This is a genomic window from Pseudoduganella sp. UC29_71 (assembly GCF_042693265.1).
Taxonomy (GTDB): Bacteria; Pseudomonadota; Gammaproteobacteria; order Burkholderiales; family Burkholderiaceae_D; genus Rugamonas.
In genome coordinates this window covers 5,045,111-5,064,355 of sequence record NZ_CP170549.1, presented here as the reverse complement: position 1 = coordinate 5,064,355, position 19,245 = coordinate 5,045,111, and the positions used below count along the sequence as shown (strand labels likewise).

The window sequence follows — 19,245 nt, the reverse complement described above, 5'->3', positions numbered from 1 at the left end:
GATAGCCACACTCGTGTTCCGGCGCAAGACCGGGGCCGATTTACGGCCTAATATAGGGTTGTATAGGGTTGTGACAGGGTTTTCGGGCGCGCGCGCCGGTGCCCGAAGTTGCCGTAACATGGCTGCGGCGGCGTTTCATAGTAAACTATCGCCTGAACCATTATAAAAGAACACCGCAGCCCAGCAGAGAGAGCAACGCGTATGAAGAAAACTAAAGCTGGTCACGCTCTGCCCGCTCCCGGCCGACTCCAGGAGCCGGATGATCCCTTGGCGCCCGTCGCTGCCAAGGACGCGCCCGCGCTGAACCTGGCGAATCACTTCCTGATCGCCATGCCTGCCATGCAAGACCCCGTGTTCGGCGGCACCGTGGTCTACGTCTGCGAGCACAACGAAAACGGCGTGCTTGGCGTCGTCATCAACAAGCCCACCGACATGACCATGCAAGTGCTGTTCGAGCGCATCGACCTCGAACCGGCGCCCAACCTGGCGCCCGCTATCGTCGATGAACCCATCATGTTCGGCGGCCCGGTGCAGGACGACCGCGGCTTCGTGCTGCACACGCCCGGCGCGCGCTACTCGTCCTCGCTGACCGTCACCGACGACGTCGCTTTCACGACCTCCATCGACGTGCTCGAAGCGGTGGCGCGCGGCGCCGGCCCGGAGCGCATGCTGGTGTCGATCGGCTACTCGGGCTGGAGCCCGGGGCAGCTGGAAGACGAAATCAGCCGCAACGGCTGGCTCACCGTGGGCGCCGACGCGCACATCCTGTTCGAGGTGCCGGTGGAAGAGCGCTACTTCGCCGCCATGAAATTGCTCGGTTTCGATCCGCTGATGCTCGCGTCCGAAGCGGGCCACGCCTGATGCGGTGCTGAGCGTGGAGCATCTCGACACCATCCTCGGCTTCGATTTCGGCATCAAGCGCATCGGCGTTGCCATCGGCAACAGCGTGCTGCGCCAGGCGACGCCGCTGGCCGTCATTTCCAGCATCGGCAACGACGCGCGCTTCGGCGAGATCGCCGAACTGATCAAGCAATGGGAGCCGACCCTGTTCGTGGTCGGCCTGCCCAGCCATCCGGACGGCACCGCGCACGACATGACGGCGCGCTGCCGCAAGTTCGCCAATCAGCTCAACGGCCGTTTCAATTTGCCGGTGGTGCTGGTCGATGAGCGCTACTCGTCGGCCGTCATTTCGGCCAAGCGCGGGGAGGTCATCGACGACCGCGCCGCCTCCATCATTTTGCAACAATACTTTGACGAATATGTCCCTACCAACTAACTCCTCCGCGCCGGCCTCGCTGGACGCGGAAGCGCTGTACGCCGAGCTGCTGCAGCAGGTGAAGGCCGGCCTGGCCGACGCCCACGAGCCGGCCATCGTCGGCATCCATTCGGGCGGCGCCTGGCTGGCCGAGCGCCTGGCCGCCGACCTGGGCCTGTCCGCGCGCTGCGGCGTGCTGGACGTGTCCTTCTACCGCGACGACTACGCGAAGAAGGGCCTGCCGGCCGAAGTCAAGCCCACCCAGATCGGCTTCGACGTGGCCGGCGCCACCCTGCTGCTGGTGGACGACGTGCTCTACACCGGCCGCACCACGCGCGCCGCCATCAACGAACTGTTCGACTATGGCCGCCCGGCGCGCATCATGCTGGCCGCGCTGGTCGACCGCGGCGAGCGCCAGCTGCCCGTGGCCGCCGACTTCGTCGCCGCGCGCGTCGCCGTGCAGCCGGGCCAGGCGCTGCGCCTGAAGCGCAACGACGCCGGACAATTCACGCTTACCATCGAAAACGACCATGCTTAATCCGCAACTGAACAAACACGGCGAGCTGCAGCACTTGCTGTCGATCGAAGGGCTGCCCAAGTCCATCGTCAACCACATCCTGGACACCGCGTCCTCCTTCGTCGGCGTGTCCGACCGCGAAGTGAAGAAAGTGCCGCTGATGCGCGGCAAAAGCGTGTTCAACCTGTTCTTCGAGAACTCCACGCGCACCCGCACCACCTTCGAGATCGCCTCCAAGCGCCTGTCGGCCGACGTGATCAACCTGAACATCTCGGCCTCCTCGGCCAGCAAGGGCGAGTCGCTGCTCGACACCATCGACAACCTGTCGGCCATGCACGCCGACATGTTCGTGGTGCGCCACTCGCAATCCGGCGCGCCCTACCTGATCGCCAAGCACCTGAACGACCACAAGCAGCACCACGTGCACGTGGTGAACGCGGGCGACGGCCGCCACGCGCACCCGACGCAGGGCCTGCTGGACATGTACACCATCCGCCACTACAAGAAGGACTTCACTAACCTGACGGTGGCCATCGTGGGCGACATCCTGCACAGCCGCGTGGCCCGTTCCGACATCCACGCGCTCACCACGCTGGGCGTGCCCGAAGTGCGCGCCATCGGCCCGCACACGCTGCTGCCGGGCGGCCTGGACCAGATGGGCGTGCGCACCTTCACCAATATGGATGAGGGCCTGAAAGGCGTGGACGTGATCATCATGCTGCGCCTGCAGAACGAGCGCATGAATGGCGCGCTGCTGCCGTCGGCGCAGGAATACTTCAAGAACTACGGCCTCACGCCGGAGCGCCTGGCGCTGGCCAAGCCGGACGCCATCGTCATGCACCCGGGACCGATGAACCGCGGCGTGGAGATCGACTCCGCCGTGGCCGACGGCCCGCAGGCAGTGATCCTGCCGCAGGTCACGTTCGGTATTGCAGTCCGCATGGCGGTGATGAGTATTCTGGCAGGGGCGAAGGAATGAAACTGGTAATCAAGAACGGCCGCGTGATCGACCCGGCCAACGGCGTGAACGGCGTGCAGGACCTCTACATTGAAGACGGCAAGGTCGCTGCGCTGGGCGCGGCCCCGGCCGGCTTCACGGCCGGGCAGACCATCGACGCCACCGGCCTGGTGGTCGCCCCCGGCCTGGTCGACCTGGCCGTGCGCCTGCGCGAACCGGGCTACGAATACAAGGCCACGCTGGAATCCGAAATGCAGGCCGCCATGCAGGGCGGCGTCACCAGCCTGGTCTGCCCGCCCGACACCGACCCGGTGCTGGACGAACCCGGCCTGGTGGAAATGCTCAAGCACCGCGCGCGCCGCCTGAACCAGGCCCACGTGCACCCGCTGGGCGCGCTCACCATGGGCCTGAAAGGCGAGTCCATCACCGAGATGGCCGAGCTGACCGGCTCCGGCTGCATCGGCTTCTCGCAAGCCGAAGTGCCGGTGCAAGACACCACCGTGCTGCTGCGCGCGCTGCAATACGCCAAAACCTTCGGCTACACCGTCTGGCTGCGCCCGCAGGACGCCCACATCGGCCGCGGCGGCGTGGCCCACAGCGGCCCGCTGGCCTCGCGCCTGGGCCTGTCCGGCGTACCCGTGATGGCTGAGACCATCGCCCTGCACACCATCTTCGAACTGATGCGCGCCACCGGCGCCCGCGTGCACCTGTGCCGCATCTCCTCGGCTGCCGGCCTGGAGCTGGTGCGCGCGGCCAAAGCCGAAGGCCTGCCGGTCAGCTGCGACGTCGGCGCCCACCACGTGCACCTGACCGACGCGGACATCGGCTTCTTCGACTCCAACGCGCGCGTGACGCCGCCGTTCCGCGCCCAGCGCGACCGCGACGCCATCCGCGCCGCCGTGCTGGACGGCACGGTGGACGCCATCTGCTCCGACCACACCCCGGTGGACGACGACGAAAAGCTGCTGCCCTTCGGCGAAGCCTCGCCCGGCGCCACCGGCCTGGAACTGCTGCTGTCGCTGGCGCTGAAATGGGCCGACGACTACGCCGCCGCCCAGCCGGGCGTGAAGGAGGGCGACGCGCTGGCGCTGGCCATCAGCCGCATCAGCGCGGACGCCGCGCGCGTGTCCGGCCTGGACCGCCTCGGCGCCGGCCAGCTCGGCGTAGGCAGCGCGGCCGACGTCTGCCTGTTCGACCCGGCAGCGCGCTGGACCGTGGAAGGCAGCGCGCTGGCCAGCCAGGGCAAGCACACCCCCTTCCTCGGCTACGAGCTGGCAGGCCAAGTGCAAGCGACCATCGTCGCCGGCCGCGTCGCCTACCAGCGCAACGCCCGCTAACCACGCTAACCAACTTAACCCGTGGGGGTCAGGTCCGGCATCGCGCCATTTTGGCGCGATGCCGGACCTGACCCCGCCTCAGGAAAGTGACCATTTTGCTTATTTACCGCTTGCTGCGGATGGTGGTGCACGTGCTGTACGGCATGGCTGTGTGCGCCACCGTCTTTCCCTGGATCGGCGTGGAGGCGCGCAATGGCCATATCCGGCGCTGGTCGCGCACCTTGCTCGGCATTTGCAATGTGACGGTGGAGATGGCGCCGGACAGCGCCCAGCCGTTGGCGCACGCGATGGTCGTGGCCAACCATGTGTCGTGGCTGGATATCTTCGTGGTGGATGCGTTCTATCCCTGCCGCTTCGTGGCCAAGGCGGAAATCCGCTCGTGGCCGCTGGCCGGCTGGCTGGCCGAGAAGGCGGGTACGGTCTTTATCGCGCGCGGCAGCAAGCGCGATTTGCGCAATATCTTCAAGGGCCTGGTGCATAGCCTGCAGGCCGGCGAGCGGGTGGCGTTTTTCCCGGAGGGGACCACGGCGCCGCAAGGCTCGCTGCTGCCGTTCCACGCCAACCTGTTCGAGGCGGCGGTGGACGCGAAGGTGATGGTGCAGCCGCTGGCGCTGAGCTATTCGGATGCGTCCGGCGGGCATCACCCGAACGTGGATTTTATCGGCGAGACCACCTTTGCCGAGAGCGTGTTGGCCATCCTGCGCGGCACGCCGGTGCGCGCGCGGCTCAAGTACATGCCGGCCATGGACGCGGCCGGCGGCCACCGCCGCGACCTGGCGCAGGCCGCGCATGACGCGGTCGCGGCCGGGTTGGGGATAGTGGCGCAGCCCGGCGGCTTACGGCCGCACGCGGCCTAAGCCGCCCTACGGGTCACGATGCACGCCCCACGCCCCGGCGCAGCGCACGTGGACGGCCGTAGGGCGGGTTAGCGGGGCACCCGCGTAACCCGCCAGCGCGCCCCCGGCCTACTTCTTGCCCGTATGCTCGCGGTATTCCGGGCACTGCACCTGCATCAGCGACCTGTCGTCCAGGCACACGGCCGACAGGTAGCCGCCCCACACGCAGCCGGTGTCGAGCGCGATGAGGTTGGGTTTGAGCATCAGCCCCAGCGCAGACCAGTGGCCGAACACCACCGTCACATCCCGCGTGCGCCGGCCCGGCACCTCGAACCACGGCATCAGCCCGCTGGCCGGATCGGCCTTGGCGCTTTCCTTCAGCTTGAAATCCATCACCCCGTCCATGCTGCAAAAGCGCAGCCGCGTCAGCGCGTTGACGATGCAGCGCAGCCGCGCCGGTCCGTGCAGCTCGTCGCTCCAGGCGTCCGGCTGGTTGCCGTACATCTGCGCCAGGAAGCCGGTCCAGGCCGGGCCGCGCAGCGCCGCCTCCACTTCGCCGGCCAGCGCCATCACCTGCGCCGCGTCCCACTGCGGCAGCACGCCGCCATGCACCAGCAAGTGGCCCTGGTGCAGCATGGCCATGGGCCGCGTGCGCAGCCACTCCAGCAGCTCGGCGCCGTCCGGCGCTTCCAGGATGTGCTCCAGCGTGTCCGAGCCGGACGCGGGCCGGATGCCGTTGGCCACCGCCAGCAGATGCAGGTCGTGGTTGCCCAGCACGGTGTCGATGCGGCCGCCGCTGGCCGCCGCCAGCGCGTGCACATAGCGCAAGGTGGCCAGCGAATCCGGCCCCCGGTTGATCAAATCGCCGGTGAACAAAATGGACGGCGCTTGCTCTTCTTGCGCAAGGATGCGGTCGACCAGGGCAACGGTCTGGTCGTGGCAGCCTTGCAGGTCGCCAATCACATAGGTTTTCATAGGTGGTGTTGCAATTGAAGAAATAAGTTGTATGCGGCGCTAAATTCTCGCGGAATGGGCCGAGTTTCACATAAAATCATGCCTATGACTAATTCAACGCTCTGAGCGGGATGCTAAATGATTTTTGTTACAGGCGGTGCGGGCTTTATCGGCTCTAACTTTGTACTCGACTGGCTGGCGCAATCCGATGAGCCTGTCCTGAATTTCGACAAGCTGACCTATGCAGGCAATCTGAATAACCTGGCCAAGCTGAAAAACGACAGCCGCCATGTCTTTGTGCGCGGCGATATCTGCGACCAGGCCCAGGTGCTGGAATTGCTGAATACGCACAAGCCGCGCGCCATCGTGCATTTCGCCGCCGAAAGCCACGTGGACCGTTCCATCCACGGCCCGGGCGAATTCATCCAGACCAACATCAACGGCACCTTCAGCCTGCTGGAAGCGGCGCGCAGCTACTGGAACGCGCTGCCCGAGGCCGAGCGCGCCGCGTTCCGCTTCCTGCACGTGTCCACCGACGAGGTGTACGGCACGCTGGGGCCGGACGACGCGCCCTTCAGCGAAACCACGCCGTACGCGCCGAACAGCCCGTACTCGGCCTCCAAGGCAGCCTCGGACCACCTGGTGCGCTCCTACCACCACACCTACGGCTTCCCCACGCTGACCACCAACTGCTCCAACAACTACGGCCCCTACCACTTCCCCGAGAAGCTGATCCCGCTGATCATCGCCAACGCGCAGGCCGGCAAGCCGCTGCCGATCTACGGCGATGGCCAGCAGGTGCGCGACTGGCTGTATGTGAGCGACCACTGCGCCGCCATCCGCCGCGTGCTGGACGCCGGCCGCCTGGGCGAAACCTACAATGTGGGCGGCTGGAACGAAATGGCCAACCTGGACGTGGTGCACACGCTGTGCGAGATGCTGGACCAGCTCAAGCCGAAAGCGGCCGGCAGCTACCGCGACCAGATCACCTTCGTCAAGGACCGACCCGGCCATGACCGCCGCTACGCGATCGACGCGCGCAAGCTGGAGCGCGAACTGGGCTGGAAGCCGGCCGAGACCTTCCAGACCGGCATCAGGAAAACCGTGCAGTGGTATCTCGACAACCAGGACTGGGTGGCCGACGTGCAGTCGGGCGGCTACGCGAAATGGGTGGAAACCAATTACTTCAACCGGGACGGCGCGCAATGAACACAGCAGTCAATCCAGTAAGCGGCCGCAAAGGCATCATCCTGGCCGGCGGTTCCGGCACCCGCCTGTACCCGGTCACCATGAGCGTGTCCAAGCAGCTGCTGCCGATCTACGACAAGCCGATGATCTACCATCCGTTGACCACGCTGATGCTGGCCGGCATGCGCGAGATCCTCATCATTTCCACGCCGCAGGACACGCCGCGCTTCCAGGACCTGCTGGGCGACGGCAGCCAGTGGGGCATCAAGCTGAGCTACGCGGTGCAGCCCTCGCCGGACGGCCTGGCGCAAGCCTTCATCATCGGCCGTGAATTCGTCGGCGACGCGCCGTCGGCGCTTATCCTGGGCGACAACATCTACTACGGCAACGACCTGGACGGCCTGCTGCGCAGCGCCGCCGAGCAGACCTCGGGCGCCACCGTGTTCGCCTACCACGTGCAGGACCCGGAACGCTACGGCGTGGTGGAGTTCGACAAGGAGCGCCGCGCCGTCAGCATCGAGGAAAAGCCGGCCGTGCCCAAGTCCAACTATGCGGTTACCGGCCTGTACTTCTACGACGAGCAGGTCTGCGACATCGCCGCCGGCATCAAGCCGTCCGCGCGCGGCGAGCTGGAGATCACCGACGTCAACCGCGCCTACCTGGAAGCCCAGCAGCTCAACGTGGAAGTGATGGGGCGCGGCATGGCCTGGCTGGACACCGGCACCCACGAGTCGCTGCTGGACGCGTCGCAATTCATCGCCACCATCGAAAAGCGCCAGGGCCTGAAAGTGGCTTGCCCGGAAGAGATCGCCTACCGCAAGGGCTATATCGACGCGGCCCAGCTGCGCCAGCTGGCCGAACCGCTGAAAAAGAATAACTACGGGCAATACCTGCTGCAAATCCTGCAAGACAAGGTTGTTCCACGATGAAAATCCATCCCACCCCGCTGGACGGCGTGCTGCTGATCGAACCCACGGTGTTCGGCGACGAGCGCGGCTATTTCTATGAAAGCTTCAACGCGCGCCGCTTCGCCGAACTGACCGGCGTCGCGGCCCACTTCGTGCAGGACAACCACTCGCGCTCGGCCAAGGGCGTGCTGCGCGGCATGCACTACCAGATCCAGCAGCCGCAAGGCAAACTGATGCGGGTGACGGCCGGTGCGGTGTTCGACGTGGTGCTGGACTTGCGCAAAAGCTCCGCCACCTTCGGCCAGTGGTACGGGGTGGAACTGTCGGCCGACAACAAGAAGCAGCTGTGGATACCGCCCGGCTTCGCGCACGGCTTCACCGTCACCAGCGACATGGCCGAAGTGCAGTACAAGACCACCGACTACTGGGCGCCGGAGTTCGAGCGCTCGGTGATCTGGAACGATCCGGCGGTCGGCATCGTGTGGCCGCTGCAGGGCGAACCGCTGCTGTCGGCCAAGGACAGGAGCGGCGTGCCGCTGGCGCAAGCGGAAACCTTCCCATGAAGATCCTGCTGACGGGCAGCAGCGGCCAGGTGGGCTACGAACTCGAGCGCAGCCTGCAGGGCCTGGGCGAGGTGGTGGCGCTGGACCGCAGCCGCATGGACCTGGCCGACCTGGACCAGGTACGCGCCGTGATCCGCGCCGTGCAGCCGGGGCTGATCGTCAACCCGGCCGCCTACACGGCAGTGGACAAGGCGGAAAGCGAGCCGGAGCTGGCCTTCCGCATCAACGCCGAGGCACCCGGCGTCATGGCCGAGGAAGCGAAGAAGCTGGGCGCGGCCCTGGTGCACTATTCCACCGATTACGTGTTTCCGGGCGACGACCCAGCGCCGCGCGTGGAGCACGACGCCACCGGCCCCATCAACGTGTATGGCGCCAGCAAGCTGGCCGGCGAGCAAGCCATTGCGGCAGCCGGCGTGCCGCACCTGATCTTCCGCACCAGCTGGGTGTACGGCATGCGCGGCAAGAACTTCCTGCTCACCATGCTGAAACTGGCGCGCGAGCGCGACGAGCTGCGCATCGTGGCCGACCAGCACGGCGCGCCCACGTGGAGCCGCACCATCGCCGACGCCACCGCCCTGGTGCTGGCGCAGGCGGGCGCGGGCGGGCAGGACTGGTGGCAACAGCACAGCGGCATCTACCACCTGAGCAGCCAGGGACAAACCACCTGGTTCGAATTCACTCAGGCTATCATAGAGCAAGCCGGCATCGATTGCCGGCTGCAGCCCATCACCAGCGCCGAATACCCGGTGCCGGCGCGCCGGCCGCAGTACTCGGTGCTGTCTTCCCAGCGTCTACAGCAACAGTTCTGCCGCCTGCCGCACTGGCGCGATGCGCTGGCCTTGTGCATGCGCTAGCCTGCGGGCAATTGTATCGAATGGTAAGGGCGGCGCGGTGCGCGGCCGGATTTGTTAGAATCCTGCCGCGCGCCGCGTTACCACGCGCTCCGGAATCTTGTATTGATAAATAATAATGTTTTCATTCTTAGTCAGCTTTATTGCGTCCGCGCTCCTGACCCTGCTGGTCATTAAAGAGGCGAAATTGCACGGACCGGCGCTTGATTCGGATTTCGGCGGCGTACAAAAAAACCATGTCCATTCGGTGGCCCGTATTGGCGGGCTGTCGATATTCTTTGCCGTGGCAATAGCCGCGTGCATCTCCATTTGGCGGGTGCCGGCCATGACCAGCTGGATGGTGTCGCTGATGGCCTGCGCCTTCATCGCTTTCGCCGGCGGCATCGTGGAGGATTATACAGGCAAGGTCAGCGCCATGCGCCGCCTGCTGCTGACCATGGCGGCCGCTTTGCTTGCCTATTTCCTGCTGGACGCGCGCCTGGACCGCATCGATTGGCCATTCTCGGTGTGGCCGCTATATATCTGGCTGGCCTTGCCGATCTCGGTGCTGGCGGTGGCCGGTATTGCCAACGCGATTAATATTATCGACGGATTTAATGGCCTGGCCAGTGTAGTGACTATCTGCATGCTGCTTTCCCTCGGTTATGTGGCATTGCAGGTCAATGATATGTTCGTGCTGGTGGCCGCGCTGATGGTGGCCGGTGCCACGGCCGGCTTCCTGATCTGGAATTACCCGGTCGGCCTGATTTTCCTGGGCGACGGCGGCGCCTACTTTATCGGATTCATGCTGGGCGAACTGGCGCTGCTGCTGGTGGTGCGCAATCCGCAAGTGTCCACCTGGTACGCCGCGCTGCTGCTGATCTATCCGGCTTTTGAAACCCTGTTTTCCGCCTATCGCCGCATGTTTGTCCGGGGCAAATCGCCGACCATGCCCGATGGCATACATTTACACAGCCTGATATTCCGCCGCATCGTGCAATGGGCGGTGGGCCGCAAGGAAGGCCGCGCCTTATTGCGCCGCAATTCGTTGACGTCGCCTTATTTATGGATGTTTTCGCTGATGGCGGTTATTCCCGCCACCATGTTCTGGCGCCATACCTGGGTACTGATGATCTTCTGCCTGTTGTTTATGACCAGCTACATCTGGTTATATGTGCGCATCGTGCGATTTAGAGCGCCACGCTGGATGATACGGCACAAGAAACACTAGAAAATTTTACATTTTGTAGTATATTTCGATCAGAATCATTTTACCCAATCACAAAAGGATAAAGTTATGGATCTGACGAATATGTCTTCGGCTCAATTGCGCGATCTGCAAAAGCAACTGGAGCGCGAATTAAAGAAACGAGAAAGCGAAGACCTGGCAAAAGCCCGCGAGCAGATACTGGCCATCGCCCAATCCGTCGGCGTGCCGGTGAAAGACCTGATCGGCAACGCCGTGCGCCCGAAAACCGGCGGCACGGTGGCGGCGCGCTACCGCAACCCGGCCGATTCGTCGCAGCAGTGGACCGGCCGCGGCCGCCAGCCGAAATGGGTCAAGGAATGGGTCGAATCGGGCAAGGCGCTGGACGGCCTGCGCATCTGACGCCGCCGCGCTGTGGTTGCCGGGCGAGGGCTGACTGACAGCTTGCCGCCCGCGTTACAGGTTATACTTGTAAGCAAAGTTGCAAACGCGCCCGCACTTGTGCGGGCTGCTTTTTTTATTATTCTCCCGAATCCAGAATCCACTATATCCCTATGGTCACCCTGTCTAAATCGATCTTCAAAGCTTACGATATCCGCGGCATCATCGGCAAAACCCTCGATGCCGGCGTCGCCAGGCAAATCGGCCACGCGTTCGGCCTGGCTGCAGCGGCCAAGGGCGAGCGCAGCGTGGTGATTGGCCGTGACGGCCGCCTGTCAGGCCCCGAGTTGGCCGCCGCGCTGGCGCAAGGCCTGCAATCGGCCGGCGTGGACGTGATCGACCTGGGCGTGGTGGCCACGCCCATGGTGTACTTCGGCACCAATGTGCTGTCGGCCAAGTCCGGCATCATGGTCACCGGCAGCCACAACCCGCCGGACTACAACGGTTTCAAGATGGTGCTGGCTGGCGAAGCCATCCACGGCGAGGCCATCACCGGCCTGTATGACTCCATCCTGGCCAATGCCGATAAAGTGGCGGCCGAGCCGGGCGCCTACAGCACCCACGACATCCGGGCCGAATACCTGGCCCGCATCATCGGCGACGTGAAGATCGCCCGTCCGATCAAGATCGCGGTCGACTGCGGCAACGGCGTGGCCGGCGCCTTCGCGGGCGACCTGTACCGCGGCATGGGTTGCGAAGTGGTGGAACTGTTCTGCGAAGTGGACGGCACCTTCCCCAACCACCACCCGGACCCGGCGCACCCGGAAAACCTGCAGGACCTGATCCGCGCGCTGCAGGAGACCGACGCCGAAATCGGCCTGGCCTTCGACGGCGACGGCGACCGCCTGGGCATCGTCACCAAGGACGGCCAGATCATCTACCCGGACCGCCAGATGATGCTGTTCGCGCAGGACGTGCTGACCCGCCATCCGGGCGAACAGATCCTGTACGACGTGAAATGCACGCGCCACCTGGCGCCGTTCATCGAAAAGAGCGGCGGCGTGCCGCTGATGTACAAGACCGGCCACTCCCTGGTGAAGGCCAAGCTGAAGGAAACCGGCGCCCCGCTGGGCGGCGAAATGAGCGGCCACATCTTCTTCAAGGACCGCTGGTACGGCTTCGACGACGGCCTGTACTCGGGTGCGCGCATGCTGGAGATCCTGACCCGCGAAGCCGACCCGTCGGCGCTGCTGAACTCCCTGCCGCAGTCAGACAGCACGCCGGAGCTGCACCTGCACCTGAAGGAAGGCGAGAACTTCATCGTCATGGACAAGCTGCGCAGCGACGCCACCTTCCCGGGCAACGAGCGCATCATCACCATCGACGGCCTGCGCGTGGAATACGCGGACGGCTTCGGCCTGGCGCGCTCCTCGAACACCACGCCGGTGATCGTGATGCGCTTCGAAGCCGAAACGCCGGCGGCGCTGGCGCGCATCCAGGGCGAGTTCAAGCGCGTGATCCTGGCCGCCAAGCCGGACGCGGAACTGCCGTTCTAAAGCCGTTCTGAATCGATGAAGATACTGCTGGTGCGCGTCTCCTCCCTGGGGGACGTGCTGCACAACCTGCCCATCGTGGCGGACATCGCACGCCACTATCCGGACGCACAGATCGACTGGGTAGTGGAAGAGGGCTACGTGAGCCTGGTGCGCCTGAACGGGCGGGTGCGCAACATCATCCCGTTCGCGCTGCGGCGCTGGCGCAAAAGCCTGGGCAACCCGGCCACGCGCGCCGAGATCAAGGCCTTCTTCCGCACGCTGCGCGCCGAGCAGTACGACTACGTCTTCGACACCCAGGGCCTGCTCAAGACCGGCATCATCATGGGCGCCGCGCGCGTGGTGAAGGGCGGGCAGAAAGTGGGCCTGGCCAACGGCAGCGAAGGCTCCGGCTACGAAGGCATCTCGCGCTTCTTCCACACCAAAAGCATCCCGCTCGACCCGCGCACGCACGCGGTGGCGCGCGGACGCCTGGTGGTGGGAGCGGCGCTCGGCTACAGCGTGGACGCGCCGGCCGACTTCGGCCTGCCCGCCGTGTCGCCGTCCGACCCGCGTCCCGAATGGATGCCGGCCGGCCCATACGCCGTCTACTTCCACGGCACCGCGCGCGACGCCAAGAAGTGGGCGCCGGCCAGCTGGATCGAACTGGGCGCAGCGCTGGCCCCGATGACCATATTGCTGCCATGGGGCTCGCCGAAGGAAAAGGCCGAAGCCGAAGCGCTGGCCGCCAGCCTGCCGAACGCGCGCGTGCTGCCCAGGCTGTCCATGGCGGACGCAGTGCTGCTGGCGCGCCACGCCGCGCTGGCTGTCGGCGTCGATACCGGCCTGACCCACATTGCCGCCGCCTTCACCACGCCGACGGTGGAAATCTACGCCGACTCGCCGCGCTGGAAAACCGAAGGCAACTGGTCGCCCAAGATCATCAACCTGGGCGACCGCGGCGCGCCGCCGTCCGTGGCCGACGTGCTGGCCGCCGCCCGCTCATTGCTTGCCGCAGGCTGACATGCTGAGACTCTATTCCCTGATGTGGTGGCTGGCCATGCCGCTGGTGCTGGGCCGCCTGTGGTGGCGAGGGCGCCAGGAAGCCGGCTACCGCCAGCACTGGAACGAGCGCCTGGCCATCTACCGCCCGCGCGCCGCCAACGACGAACCGCACACCATCTGGCTGCACGCCGTATCGGTGGGCGAAACCCGCGCCGCCGAGCCGCTGGTGGACGCGCTGCTGAAACAATACCCGCGCAGCCGCATCGTCATGACGCACATGACGCCCACCGGCCGCGCCACCGGCAAGCAGCTGTTCGGCAAGCACGGCGCGCGCCTGGCGCAAGCCTATCTGCCGTACGACACCATGACCATGGTGCGGCGCTTCATCCGCCACTTCGAGCCGCGCATCTGCATCCTGATGGAGACCGAAGTGTGGCCGACGCTGATCGCCGAATGCGGCAAGGCCGGCGTGCCGGTGGTGCTGGCCAACGCCCGCCTGTCCGAGCGCTCGCTGCGCAAGGCGCGCAAGCTGGGCAAGCTGATCGCCGACGCGGCGCGCGGCATCACCCTGGTGGCCGCGCAGACCGAAGCGGACGCAGAACGCGTACGTTCGCTGGGCGTGCCGCAGGTTGCCGTCACCGGCAGCATCAAGTTCGACGTGCTCGTGCCCGCCGCCGCGCTGGCGACCGGCGCCGCGCTGCGCGCGCAGATCGGCGGCCGCCCCGTGCTGCTGTGCGCCAGCACGCGCGAAGGCGAAGAAGAACTGATACTGGACGCCTTCCGCTCCGCGCTGGCCGGCACGCTGCCCGCCGACACCCTGCTGCTGCTGGTCCCGCGCCACCCGCAGCGCTTCGACGCCGTCGAACAGATGGCAGTGGCGCGCGGCCTGCCGCTGCAGCGCCGCAGCGCGCTCGCGCAGCCCGGCGCCTCGGTGGCGGCCGGCACGCAAGTCCTGCTGGGCGACTCCATGGGCGAAATGTTCGCCTACTACTCTGCCTGCGACCTCGCCTTCATCGGCGGCAGCCTGCAGCCGCTGGGCGGCCAGAACCTGATCGAAGCGGCCGCGCTGGGCAAGCCCGTGCTGATCGGCGAGCACACCTTCAACTTCGCGCTGGTGACCGAGCAAGCCGTGGAAGCGGGCGGCGCCGCCCGCATCGCCAGCGCCGGCGACCTGATGCAGCAAGCGGCCGCGCTGCTGCGCGACGACGGCGCCCGCACCGCCATGGGCCGCAGCGCGCAAGCCTTCGCCAACCAGCACCGCGGCGCCACCGCCCGCACCCTGGCCCTGCTGCCGCCCCTGCTGCCATCCCACCAGGCGGCCTGAGCCGCATTCGGGGACTCGGCGTCCCCGTCAGTCCCCGGACGCGGCTCAGGCTGCCTGACGGGGCGGGCGGGGCAGCGATGAAAGGAATTGCATGCGATTGTTGCGACGCTGGATAGATGGTCCTTGGGTGCCGCCCCAGGTGGGGCGCGCGCCGTATTTATGGATCGCTTCGCTGGCCTTCTTTGGCTGGAAGTACCTGTACGTCGATGCCAGCGCGCTGGAATACGCGCTGCTGGCGCTGACGCTGGCCGCGTTCGTGGTGATCTACTTTGCCAGCTTCTGGTACGCGGGACGCCGGGCGGTCCCGTTCATTGCCGCCGCGTTTGCGATGGGCGTGGCCTGGGCGCCGGTCAATTTCGGCGCCAGCACCTTCTTTATCTTCGCTTCCGCCATGTGTTCCCGGCTTGGCCGACCGCGCATCGCCTATTGCTGCCTGGCGGCGGTGCTGCTCTCGGCCACGGCCCTGGCGCTCGGCTTGCAGCTGCCGCTCAGCTTCCTGATTCCCACGCTGGCCACCGGCGCGCCGGTTGGCATCGCCTCCATCATGGATGCCCAGGTGCGCAGTTCGCGCAGGCTGCTGCTGCTCAAGCAGGAAGAGGTGGAGCACCTGGCCCGCATCGCCGAGCGCGAACGCATCTCGCGCGATATGCACGACCTGCTGGGCCACAGCCTGTCGCTGATCACGCTGAAGGCGGAACTGGCGGGCCGCCTGCTGGAGCGCGACCCGGCCGCCTGCCGCCAGGAGATCAGGGACATCGAAGCGAGCGCGCGCCATGCGCTGGCCGAGGTGCGCAGCGCCGTCAGCGGCTACCGCGAAACCGGCTTCGCCCAGGAACTGGAGCGCGCCCGCGTCGCGCTGTCGGCCGCCGGCGTCACGCTGCACGCGGACGCCGCGATGGCGTCCCTGCCAGCCATGCCCGCCACGGCGGAAAACGTGCTGGCGCTGGCGTTGCGCGAAGCCGTCACCAACATCCTGCGCCACGCCGGCGCCACGCGCTGCGACGTGAGCCTTGGCATGCAGGACGGCCTGATCGTGTTCCGCATCCGCGACGACGGCAAGGCCGTGGCGGAAGCGGGCGCGCTCGTGCAGGGCAACGGCTTGCGCGGCATGCAGGAGCGCGTGGCGCAGCTGGGCGGCTGGCTGGGCATGCGATGTGATCAGGGGATGTCGCTGGAACTGCGGCTGCCGATGGAGCGCGCTGCGCAGGGAGCAAGTAGATGATACGGGTGTTGATTGCCGAAGACCAGGCGCTGTTGCTGGGCGCGCTGGCGGCGCTGCTGCGGCTGGAGGACGATATGGAAGTGGTGGGCCAGGCCCGCAACGGCCAGGAGGCGCTGGCGCTGTGCGGCACGCTGAAGCCGGACGTGGTGCTGACCGATATCGAAATGCCGCTGATGACGGGCCTGGAGCTGGCTGCAGCGCTGCGCGAGCAGGGCGGCGCCACCAAGGTCATCATCGTGACCACCTTTGCGCGCTCGGGCTATCTGCGGCGCGCCATGGCGGCCGGCGTGCGTGGCTATTTGCTGAAGGATGCCCCGGCCGAGACGCTGGCCGCCGCCATCCGCAGCGTGCACGGGGGCGGCCGCGCCATCGCGCCCGAGCTGGCGCTGGAAAGCGGCAGCGGCGGGGAAGACCCGCTCAGCGAGCGCGAACGGCAGGTGCTGCGGCTGGCGGGCGAAGGGCGCAGCGGGGCGGACATCGCGCGCCAGCTGCACCTGTCGGAAGGCACGGTGCGCAACTATTTGTCCGAAGCGATCAGCAAGCTCAACGCGGGCAACCGCGTCGAAGCCTTCCGCCTGGCGCGCGACGCGGGCTGGCTCTAGGGCTGGCGGCTTACGCTGCTGCGCAGCTAACCCGCCCTACATGGGCCGCGCGGCGAGCTTGCCGTAGGGCGGATTAGCGCGCCGCAGGCGCGCGTAATCCGCCGGCTCAGCTGAACAGCACCGGCAGCTCCTGCGCGCGTTTGCGCAGCAGGGCTTTGGCTTCGTCGTAGGCGGGGTAGATGCGGCCCACGGCGGCCCAGAATTGAGCGCTGTGGTTCATTTCCAGGATGTGCGCCAGTTCGTGCGCCACCACGTAGTCGATCAGCGGCAGCGAGAAGTGGATCAGGCGCCAGTTCAGCCGGATCACGCGCTGCACCGTGCACGAGCCCCAGCGGGTGCCGGCCGACGACAGGGCAAAGGCGCTGTATTCCACGCCCAGGCGCGCCGCGTACAGGTCCAGGCGCTGCTCGAACAGCACCTTGGCCTGCTGCTGCATCCAGGCGCGCACGCGCTCCTTGAGCAGCGTTTCGGTGGCGCCTTGCACCAGTCCCATATGCAGCTCGCGCGTGTCGGCGTTGTAGTCGGTGCGGTTGCGCGTGGCCGTGTACAGGCGCAGTTTCAGCTCGCCGCCCAGGTAGGGCAGCACGGCGCCGTCTTCCCACACAACCGGCGGCTTTTCCAGCCGCGCCGCGCGCCGTTCGCGCCGTTCGTCCAGCTTGGAGATGATCCAGTGCTGCTTGGCGCGGATGGCACTGTCGATTTCGGCCACGCTGACGCGTTTGGGCGCGGTCACGCGCAGGCCTTCGTCGTCGATCATGAAGCCGATGGAGCGGCGCGTGGAGCGGCGCAGCGTGTATTCAAGGATGAACTGGCCCACCAGCAGCTGGCGGCGCGGCAGCGTGTCGGCCGGCGGCGCAGCCGGCTCGGGGGCGCGCACCGGCACCGGGATGGGGGGCGGGCGCAGCAGGTTGGCGCTCGGCGGGGCATGCGGCGCTTGGGCGGCATCGGGCCAATCGGCCGCAGCGGGCGCATGGGCGCTGCCGGCGGCGGACGGCACGGGTGCTGCGGAGGACGGGGAAAACGGGGCGGGGACGGTTGGCGTAACAGGCGTGGTGGGCGTGGCAGGCGTTGCAGGCGTAGCGGATGCGGGGCGGGGCGCCTGCCAGGTGGACGGCGGGGGGTACCGGCACCGGCGCGGACGGCGGATGCATCACCGCCGCGTTGGCGGCGGGGCCGGCGGGACGCGATGCCGCGCCCGGCGCAGTTTCGCCGAACAAGTCGAGCTGCCCCTCGTCGGCCGTGGCGGCCGGCCTGGCAGCGGTGGCCAGGTCGTCTAGCCAGCGCTGTAGGCGTGGGGCGAAATGACGCGCATTTCTGATTCTATCCACTGTTCCACCTGCTCCATCAACTCGTCCGGACTGCGTCCTTCCGAGGGTATCGGCTTGCCGACGGAGACCGTCACCTTGCCGGGTTTCTTGATAAACGAATTCTTCGGCCAGCACTCGCCCGAGTTCAGCGCGATCGGCACCACCATGGCGCCGGTCTCGATTGCCAGGCGCGTGCCGCCGCTCTTGTACTTGCCGGCCTGGCCGACCGGGATGCGGGTCCCTTCCGGGAACATGATAATCCACAGGCCCGCTTTCAGGCGGCGCTTGCCGTGCGCCACCACCTGCTTGAAGGCGTTCTTGCCCTGCTTGCGGTCGATCGGGATCATGCGCAGCGCGGCGATGCCCCAGCCGAAGAAGGGAATGTACAAGATCTCCTTCTTGAACACGAACACCAGCGGGCGCGGCAGGCTGCACAGCAGGAAGATGGTTTCCCACGCCGACTGGTGCTTCGACAGCACCACGGCCGGCGCGTCCGGGAAGTTTTCCCAGCCCTTGATTTCGTACTCGATGCCGCAAATGACCTTGGCGCACCAGATGATGAACACATTCCAGCGCGAGACGATGTAGTAGCGCTGGGCGTACGGCAGCGGCGTTGCCAGCATGCAGACGACGCACCAGATAATGGTGGCGATCGCCATGACGACGGCGAATATCAAGGAACGCAGAAACAGTACAGGCTTACCCAATGCGATACTCCAGAATCTAATCAGTTGGTTGCGGCGGCTGCGGCGGCTGCAGCGGAAGCAGCGGCGGCGGGGACGGGAGCCTTCAGCAGGTGGTCCACCATGGCCGCCAGGTTGGCAAAGACCATTGTACCGGGTGGCAGGCCGCCCGTGGCATTGGTTTTTTCACCTTTTCCGGTCAACACCAGGTAGGGCACGCAGCCGCTGATGAAACCGGCCTGCAGGTCGCGCAGCGAATCGCCCACCGTCGGCACGCCCTTCAGGTTGACGTTGTAGCGCTTGGAGATCTCGGCGAACATGCCCGGCTTGGGTTTGCGGCAGTCGCAGTTGTCGGCCGCCGCGTGCGGGCAGAAGAAGATCGCTTCGATCTCCGCGCCGACCTGCTGCGCCAGCGTGTGCATCTTCTGGTGGATGGCGTTCAGCACCGTCATGTCGAAGAATTCGCGCGCAATGCCGGACTGGTTCGACGCCACCACCACGCGGTAGCCCGCCTGGTTCAGGCGGGCGATGGCCTCGAGCGATCCCGGCACCGGAATCCATTCGGCGGGCGACTTGATGAAGTCCGGCGAATCGTGGTTGATCACGCCGTCCCGATCAAGGATGATCAGCTTCATC

At 66.4% G+C, this 19,245-nt stretch carries 21 protein-coding genes; 17 read left to right on the top strand and 4 right to left on the bottom strand.

Annotation, left to right across the window (positions count from 1 at the left end; all coding sequences use genetic code 11):
* Positions 1–201 precede the first annotated feature (201 nt).
* The 6 genes from ACFJI2_RS22445 to ACFJI2_RS22420 all read left to right on the top strand — a co-directional run bounded on the left by ACFJI2_RS22445 (position 202) and on the right by ACFJI2_RS22420 (position 4,924).
* On the top strand, positions 202–861 hold the full coding sequence (locus tag ACFJI2_RS22445; protein ID WP_107876695.1) for a YqgE/AlgH family protein: 660 nt from the start codon (positions 202–204) through the stop codon (positions 859–861).
* Positions 862–868: 7 nt separating this feature from the next.
* Positions 869–1,276 (top strand): Holliday junction resolvase RuvX, encoded by a 408-nt coding sequence (ruvX, locus tag ACFJI2_RS22440; protein WP_132135970.1) that lies wholly within the window; start codon positions 869–871, stop codon positions 1,274–1,276.
* Positions 1,260–1,793 (top strand): bifunctional pyr operon transcriptional regulator/uracil phosphoribosyltransferase PyrR, encoded by a 534-nt coding sequence (pyrR, locus tag ACFJI2_RS22435; protein WP_132135665.1) that lies wholly within the window; start codon positions 1,260–1,262, stop codon positions 1,791–1,793. The genes ruvX and pyrR overlap by 17 nt, the downstream gene beginning before the upstream one ends.
* The gene (locus ACFJI2_RS22430; protein WP_132135662.1) at positions 1,786–2,751 is read left to right on the top strand and encodes an aspartate carbamoyltransferase catalytic subunit; all 966 of its coding nucleotides are present in this window, start codon (positions 1,786–1,788) and stop codon (positions 2,749–2,751) included. Before pyrR ends, ACFJI2_RS22430 begins: the two co-directional genes overlap by 8 nt.
* The gene (locus ACFJI2_RS22425; RefSeq protein WP_377701975.1) at positions 2,748–4,067 is read left to right on the top strand and encodes a dihydroorotase; all 1,320 of its coding nucleotides are present in this window, start codon (positions 2,748–2,750) and stop codon (positions 4,065–4,067) included. The genes ACFJI2_RS22430 and ACFJI2_RS22425 overlap by 4 nt, the downstream gene beginning before the upstream one ends.
* Positions 4,068–4,153: 86 nt before the next feature.
* The gene (locus ACFJI2_RS22420) at positions 4,154–4,924 is read left to right on the top strand and encodes a lysophospholipid acyltransferase family protein (protein WP_377701973.1); all 771 of its coding nucleotides are present in this window, start codon (positions 4,154–4,156) and stop codon (positions 4,922–4,924) included.
* Between the two features lie 108 nt (positions 4,925–5,032).
* Here ACFJI2_RS22420 and ACFJI2_RS22415 read toward each other — a convergent pair whose 3' ends face one another.
* The gene (locus tag ACFJI2_RS22415; protein WP_377701972.1) at positions 5,033–5,878 is read right to left on the bottom strand and encodes a symmetrical bis(5'-nucleosyl)-tetraphosphatase; all 846 of its coding nucleotides are present in this window, start codon (positions 5,876–5,878) and stop codon (positions 5,033–5,035) included.
* 117 nt (positions 5,879–5,995) lie between these two features.
* Here ACFJI2_RS22415 and rfbB point away from each other — a divergent pair, with 117 nt between their 5' ends.
* The 11 genes from rfbB (at position 5,996) to ACFJI2_RS22360 (ending at position 16,619) form a co-directional block, all read left to right on the top strand.
* Positions 5,996–7,066: a dTDP-glucose 4,6-dehydratase gene (gene rfbB, locus ACFJI2_RS22410; RefSeq protein WP_377701971.1), complete on the top strand. Its 1,071-nt coding sequence runs from the start codon at positions 5,996–5,998 to the stop codon at positions 7,064–7,066.
* Positions 7,063–7,974 (top strand): glucose-1-phosphate thymidylyltransferase RfbA, encoded by a 912-nt coding sequence (gene rfbA / locus ACFJI2_RS22405; RefSeq protein ID WP_377701970.1) that lies wholly within the window; start codon positions 7,063–7,065, stop codon positions 7,972–7,974. The genes rfbB and rfbA overlap by 4 nt, the downstream gene beginning before the upstream one ends.
* Complete coding sequence (gene rfbC / locus ACFJI2_RS22400) at positions 7,971–8,516, top strand: dTDP-4-dehydrorhamnose 3,5-epimerase (protein ID WP_377701969.1); 546 nt, start codon at positions 7,971–7,973, stop codon at positions 8,514–8,516. The genes rfbA and rfbC overlap by 4 nt, the downstream gene beginning before the upstream one ends.
* A complete protein-coding gene (gene rfbD / locus ACFJI2_RS22395; RefSeq protein ID WP_377701968.1) occupies positions 8,513–9,370 on the top strand; it encodes a dTDP-4-dehydrorhamnose reductase in 858 nt (285 codons plus the stop codon). Before rfbC ends, rfbD begins: the two co-directional genes overlap by 4 nt.
* A 115-nt stretch (positions 9,371–9,485) precedes the next feature.
* Positions 9,486–10,577 (top strand): glycosyltransferase, encoded by a 1,092-nt coding sequence (locus ACFJI2_RS22390; protein ID WP_107876675.1) that lies wholly within the window; start codon positions 9,486–9,488, stop codon positions 10,575–10,577.
* A gap of 66 nt (positions 10,578–10,643) precedes the next feature.
* Positions 10,644–10,955 (top strand): H-NS histone family protein, encoded by a 312-nt coding sequence (locus ACFJI2_RS22385; RefSeq protein WP_107876673.1) that lies wholly within the window; start codon positions 10,644–10,646, stop codon positions 10,953–10,955.
* 152 nt (positions 10,956–11,107) lie between these two features.
* Complete coding sequence (locus ACFJI2_RS22380) at positions 11,108–12,490, top strand: phosphomannomutase/phosphoglucomutase (RefSeq protein ID WP_107876671.1); 1,383 nt, start codon at positions 11,108–11,110, stop codon at positions 12,488–12,490.
* Between the two features lie 15 nt (positions 12,491–12,505).
* On the top strand, positions 12,506–13,489 hold the full coding sequence (gene waaC, locus ACFJI2_RS22375; protein WP_377701967.1) for a lipopolysaccharide heptosyltransferase I: 984 nt from the start codon (positions 12,506–12,508) through the stop codon (positions 13,487–13,489).
* A 1-nt stretch (position 13,490) separates the two neighbouring features.
* Positions 13,491–14,795 carry a lipid IV(A) 3-deoxy-D-manno-octulosonic acid transferase gene (gene waaA, locus ACFJI2_RS22370; protein ID WP_377701966.1) on the top strand — a complete coding sequence of 435 codons (1,305 nt, stop codon included), beginning with the start codon at positions 13,491–13,493 and terminating at the stop codon, positions 14,793–14,795.
* 91 nt (positions 14,796–14,886) lie between these two features.
* The gene (locus tag ACFJI2_RS22365) at positions 14,887–16,017 is read left to right on the top strand and encodes a sensor histidine kinase (protein ID WP_377701965.1); all 1,131 of its coding nucleotides are present in this window, start codon (positions 14,887–14,889) and stop codon (positions 16,015–16,017) included.
* Complete coding sequence (locus ACFJI2_RS22360; RefSeq protein WP_377701964.1) at positions 16,014–16,619, top strand: response regulator; 606 nt, start codon at positions 16,014–16,016, stop codon at positions 16,617–16,619. The genes ACFJI2_RS22365 and ACFJI2_RS22360 overlap by 4 nt, the downstream gene beginning before the upstream one ends.
* A 106-nt stretch (positions 16,620–16,725) precedes the next feature.
* Here the strand turns inward: ACFJI2_RS22360 and ACFJI2_RS22355 are convergent, their stop codons facing one another.
* The 3 genes from ACFJI2_RS22355 to gmhB all read right to left on the bottom strand — a co-directional run bounded on the left by ACFJI2_RS22355 (position 16,726) and on the right by gmhB (position 19,244).
* Entirely contained in the window at positions 16,726–17,616 is an 891-nt protein-coding gene (locus ACFJI2_RS22355) for a M48 family metallopeptidase (RefSeq protein WP_377701963.1), read from the bottom strand.
* A gap of 276 nt (positions 17,617–17,892) precedes the next feature.
* A complete protein-coding gene (locus tag ACFJI2_RS22350; RefSeq protein ID WP_107876661.1) occupies positions 17,893–18,585 on the bottom strand; it encodes a lysophospholipid acyltransferase family protein in 693 nt (230 codons plus the stop codon).
* 68 nt (positions 18,586–18,653) lie between these two features.
* A complete protein-coding gene (gene gmhB, locus ACFJI2_RS22345; RefSeq protein WP_377701962.1) occupies positions 18,654–19,244 on the bottom strand; it encodes a D-glycero-beta-D-manno-heptose 1,7-bisphosphate 7-phosphatase in 591 nt (196 codons plus the stop codon).
* Position 19,245: the final 1 nt, after the last annotated feature.

Bases quoted from the DNA above. Each gene is read 5' to 3' on its own strand.
- rfbC (WP_377701969.1), top strand. From the start codon at position 7,971: ATGAAAATCCATCCCACCCCGCTGGACGGCGTGCTGCTGATCGAACCC.
- waaA (WP_377701966.1), top strand. From the start codon at position 13,491: ATGCTGAGACTCTATTCCCTGATGTGGTGGCTGGCCATGCCGCTGGTG.
- rfbB (WP_377701971.1), top strand. From the start codon at position 5,996: ATGATTTTTGTTACAGGCGGTGCGGGCTTTATCGGCTCTAACTTTGTA.
- rfbD (WP_377701968.1), top strand. From the start codon at position 8,513: ATGAAGATCCTGCTGACGGGCAGCAGCGGCCAGGTGGGCTACGAACTC.
- ACFJI2_RS22445 (WP_107876695.1), top strand. From the start codon at position 202: ATGAAGAAAACTAAAGCTGGTCACGCTCTGCCCGCTCCCGGCCGACTC.
- pyrR (WP_132135665.1), top strand. From the start codon at position 1,260: ATGTCCCTACCAACTAACTCCTCCGCGCCGGCCTCGCTGGACGCGGAA.
- ACFJI2_RS22365 (WP_377701965.1), top strand. From the start codon at position 14,887: ATGCGATTGTTGCGACGCTGGATAGATGGTCCTTGGGTGCCGCCCCAG.
- ACFJI2_RS22425 (WP_377701975.1), top strand. From the start codon at position 2,748: ATGAAACTGGTAATCAAGAACGGCCGCGTGATCGACCCGGCCAACGGC.
- ACFJI2_RS22360 (WP_377701964.1), top strand. From the start codon at position 16,014: ATGATACGGGTGTTGATTGCCGAAGACCAGGCGCTGTTGCTGGGCGCG.
- ACFJI2_RS22430 (WP_132135662.1), top strand. From the start codon at position 1,786: ATGCTTAATCCGCAACTGAACAAACACGGCGAGCTGCAGCACTTGCTG.
- ACFJI2_RS22380 (WP_107876671.1), top strand. From the start codon at position 11,108: ATGGTCACCCTGTCTAAATCGATCTTCAAAGCTTACGATATCCGCGGC.
- ACFJI2_RS22350 (WP_107876661.1), bottom strand. From the start codon at position 18,585: ATGGCGATCGCCACCATTATCTGGTGCGTCGTCTGCATGCTGGCAACG.
- ACFJI2_RS22390 (WP_107876675.1), top strand. From the start codon at position 9,486: ATGTTTTCATTCTTAGTCAGCTTTATTGCGTCCGCGCTCCTGACCCTG.
- ACFJI2_RS22385 (WP_107876673.1), top strand. From the start codon at position 10,644: ATGGATCTGACGAATATGTCTTCGGCTCAATTGCGCGATCTGCAAAAG.
- gmhB (WP_377701962.1), bottom strand. From the start codon at position 19,244: ATGAAGCTGATCATCCTTGATCGGGACGGCGTGATCAACCACGATTCG.
- ACFJI2_RS22415 (WP_377701972.1), bottom strand. From the start codon at position 5,878: ATGAAAACCTATGTGATTGGCGACCTGCAAGGCTGCCACGACCAGACC.
- rfbA (WP_377701970.1), top strand. From the start codon at position 7,063: ATGAACACAGCAGTCAATCCAGTAAGCGGCCGCAAAGGCATCATCCTG.
- waaC (WP_377701967.1), top strand. From the start codon at position 12,506: ATGAAGATACTGCTGGTGCGCGTCTCCTCCCTGGGGGACGTGCTGCAC.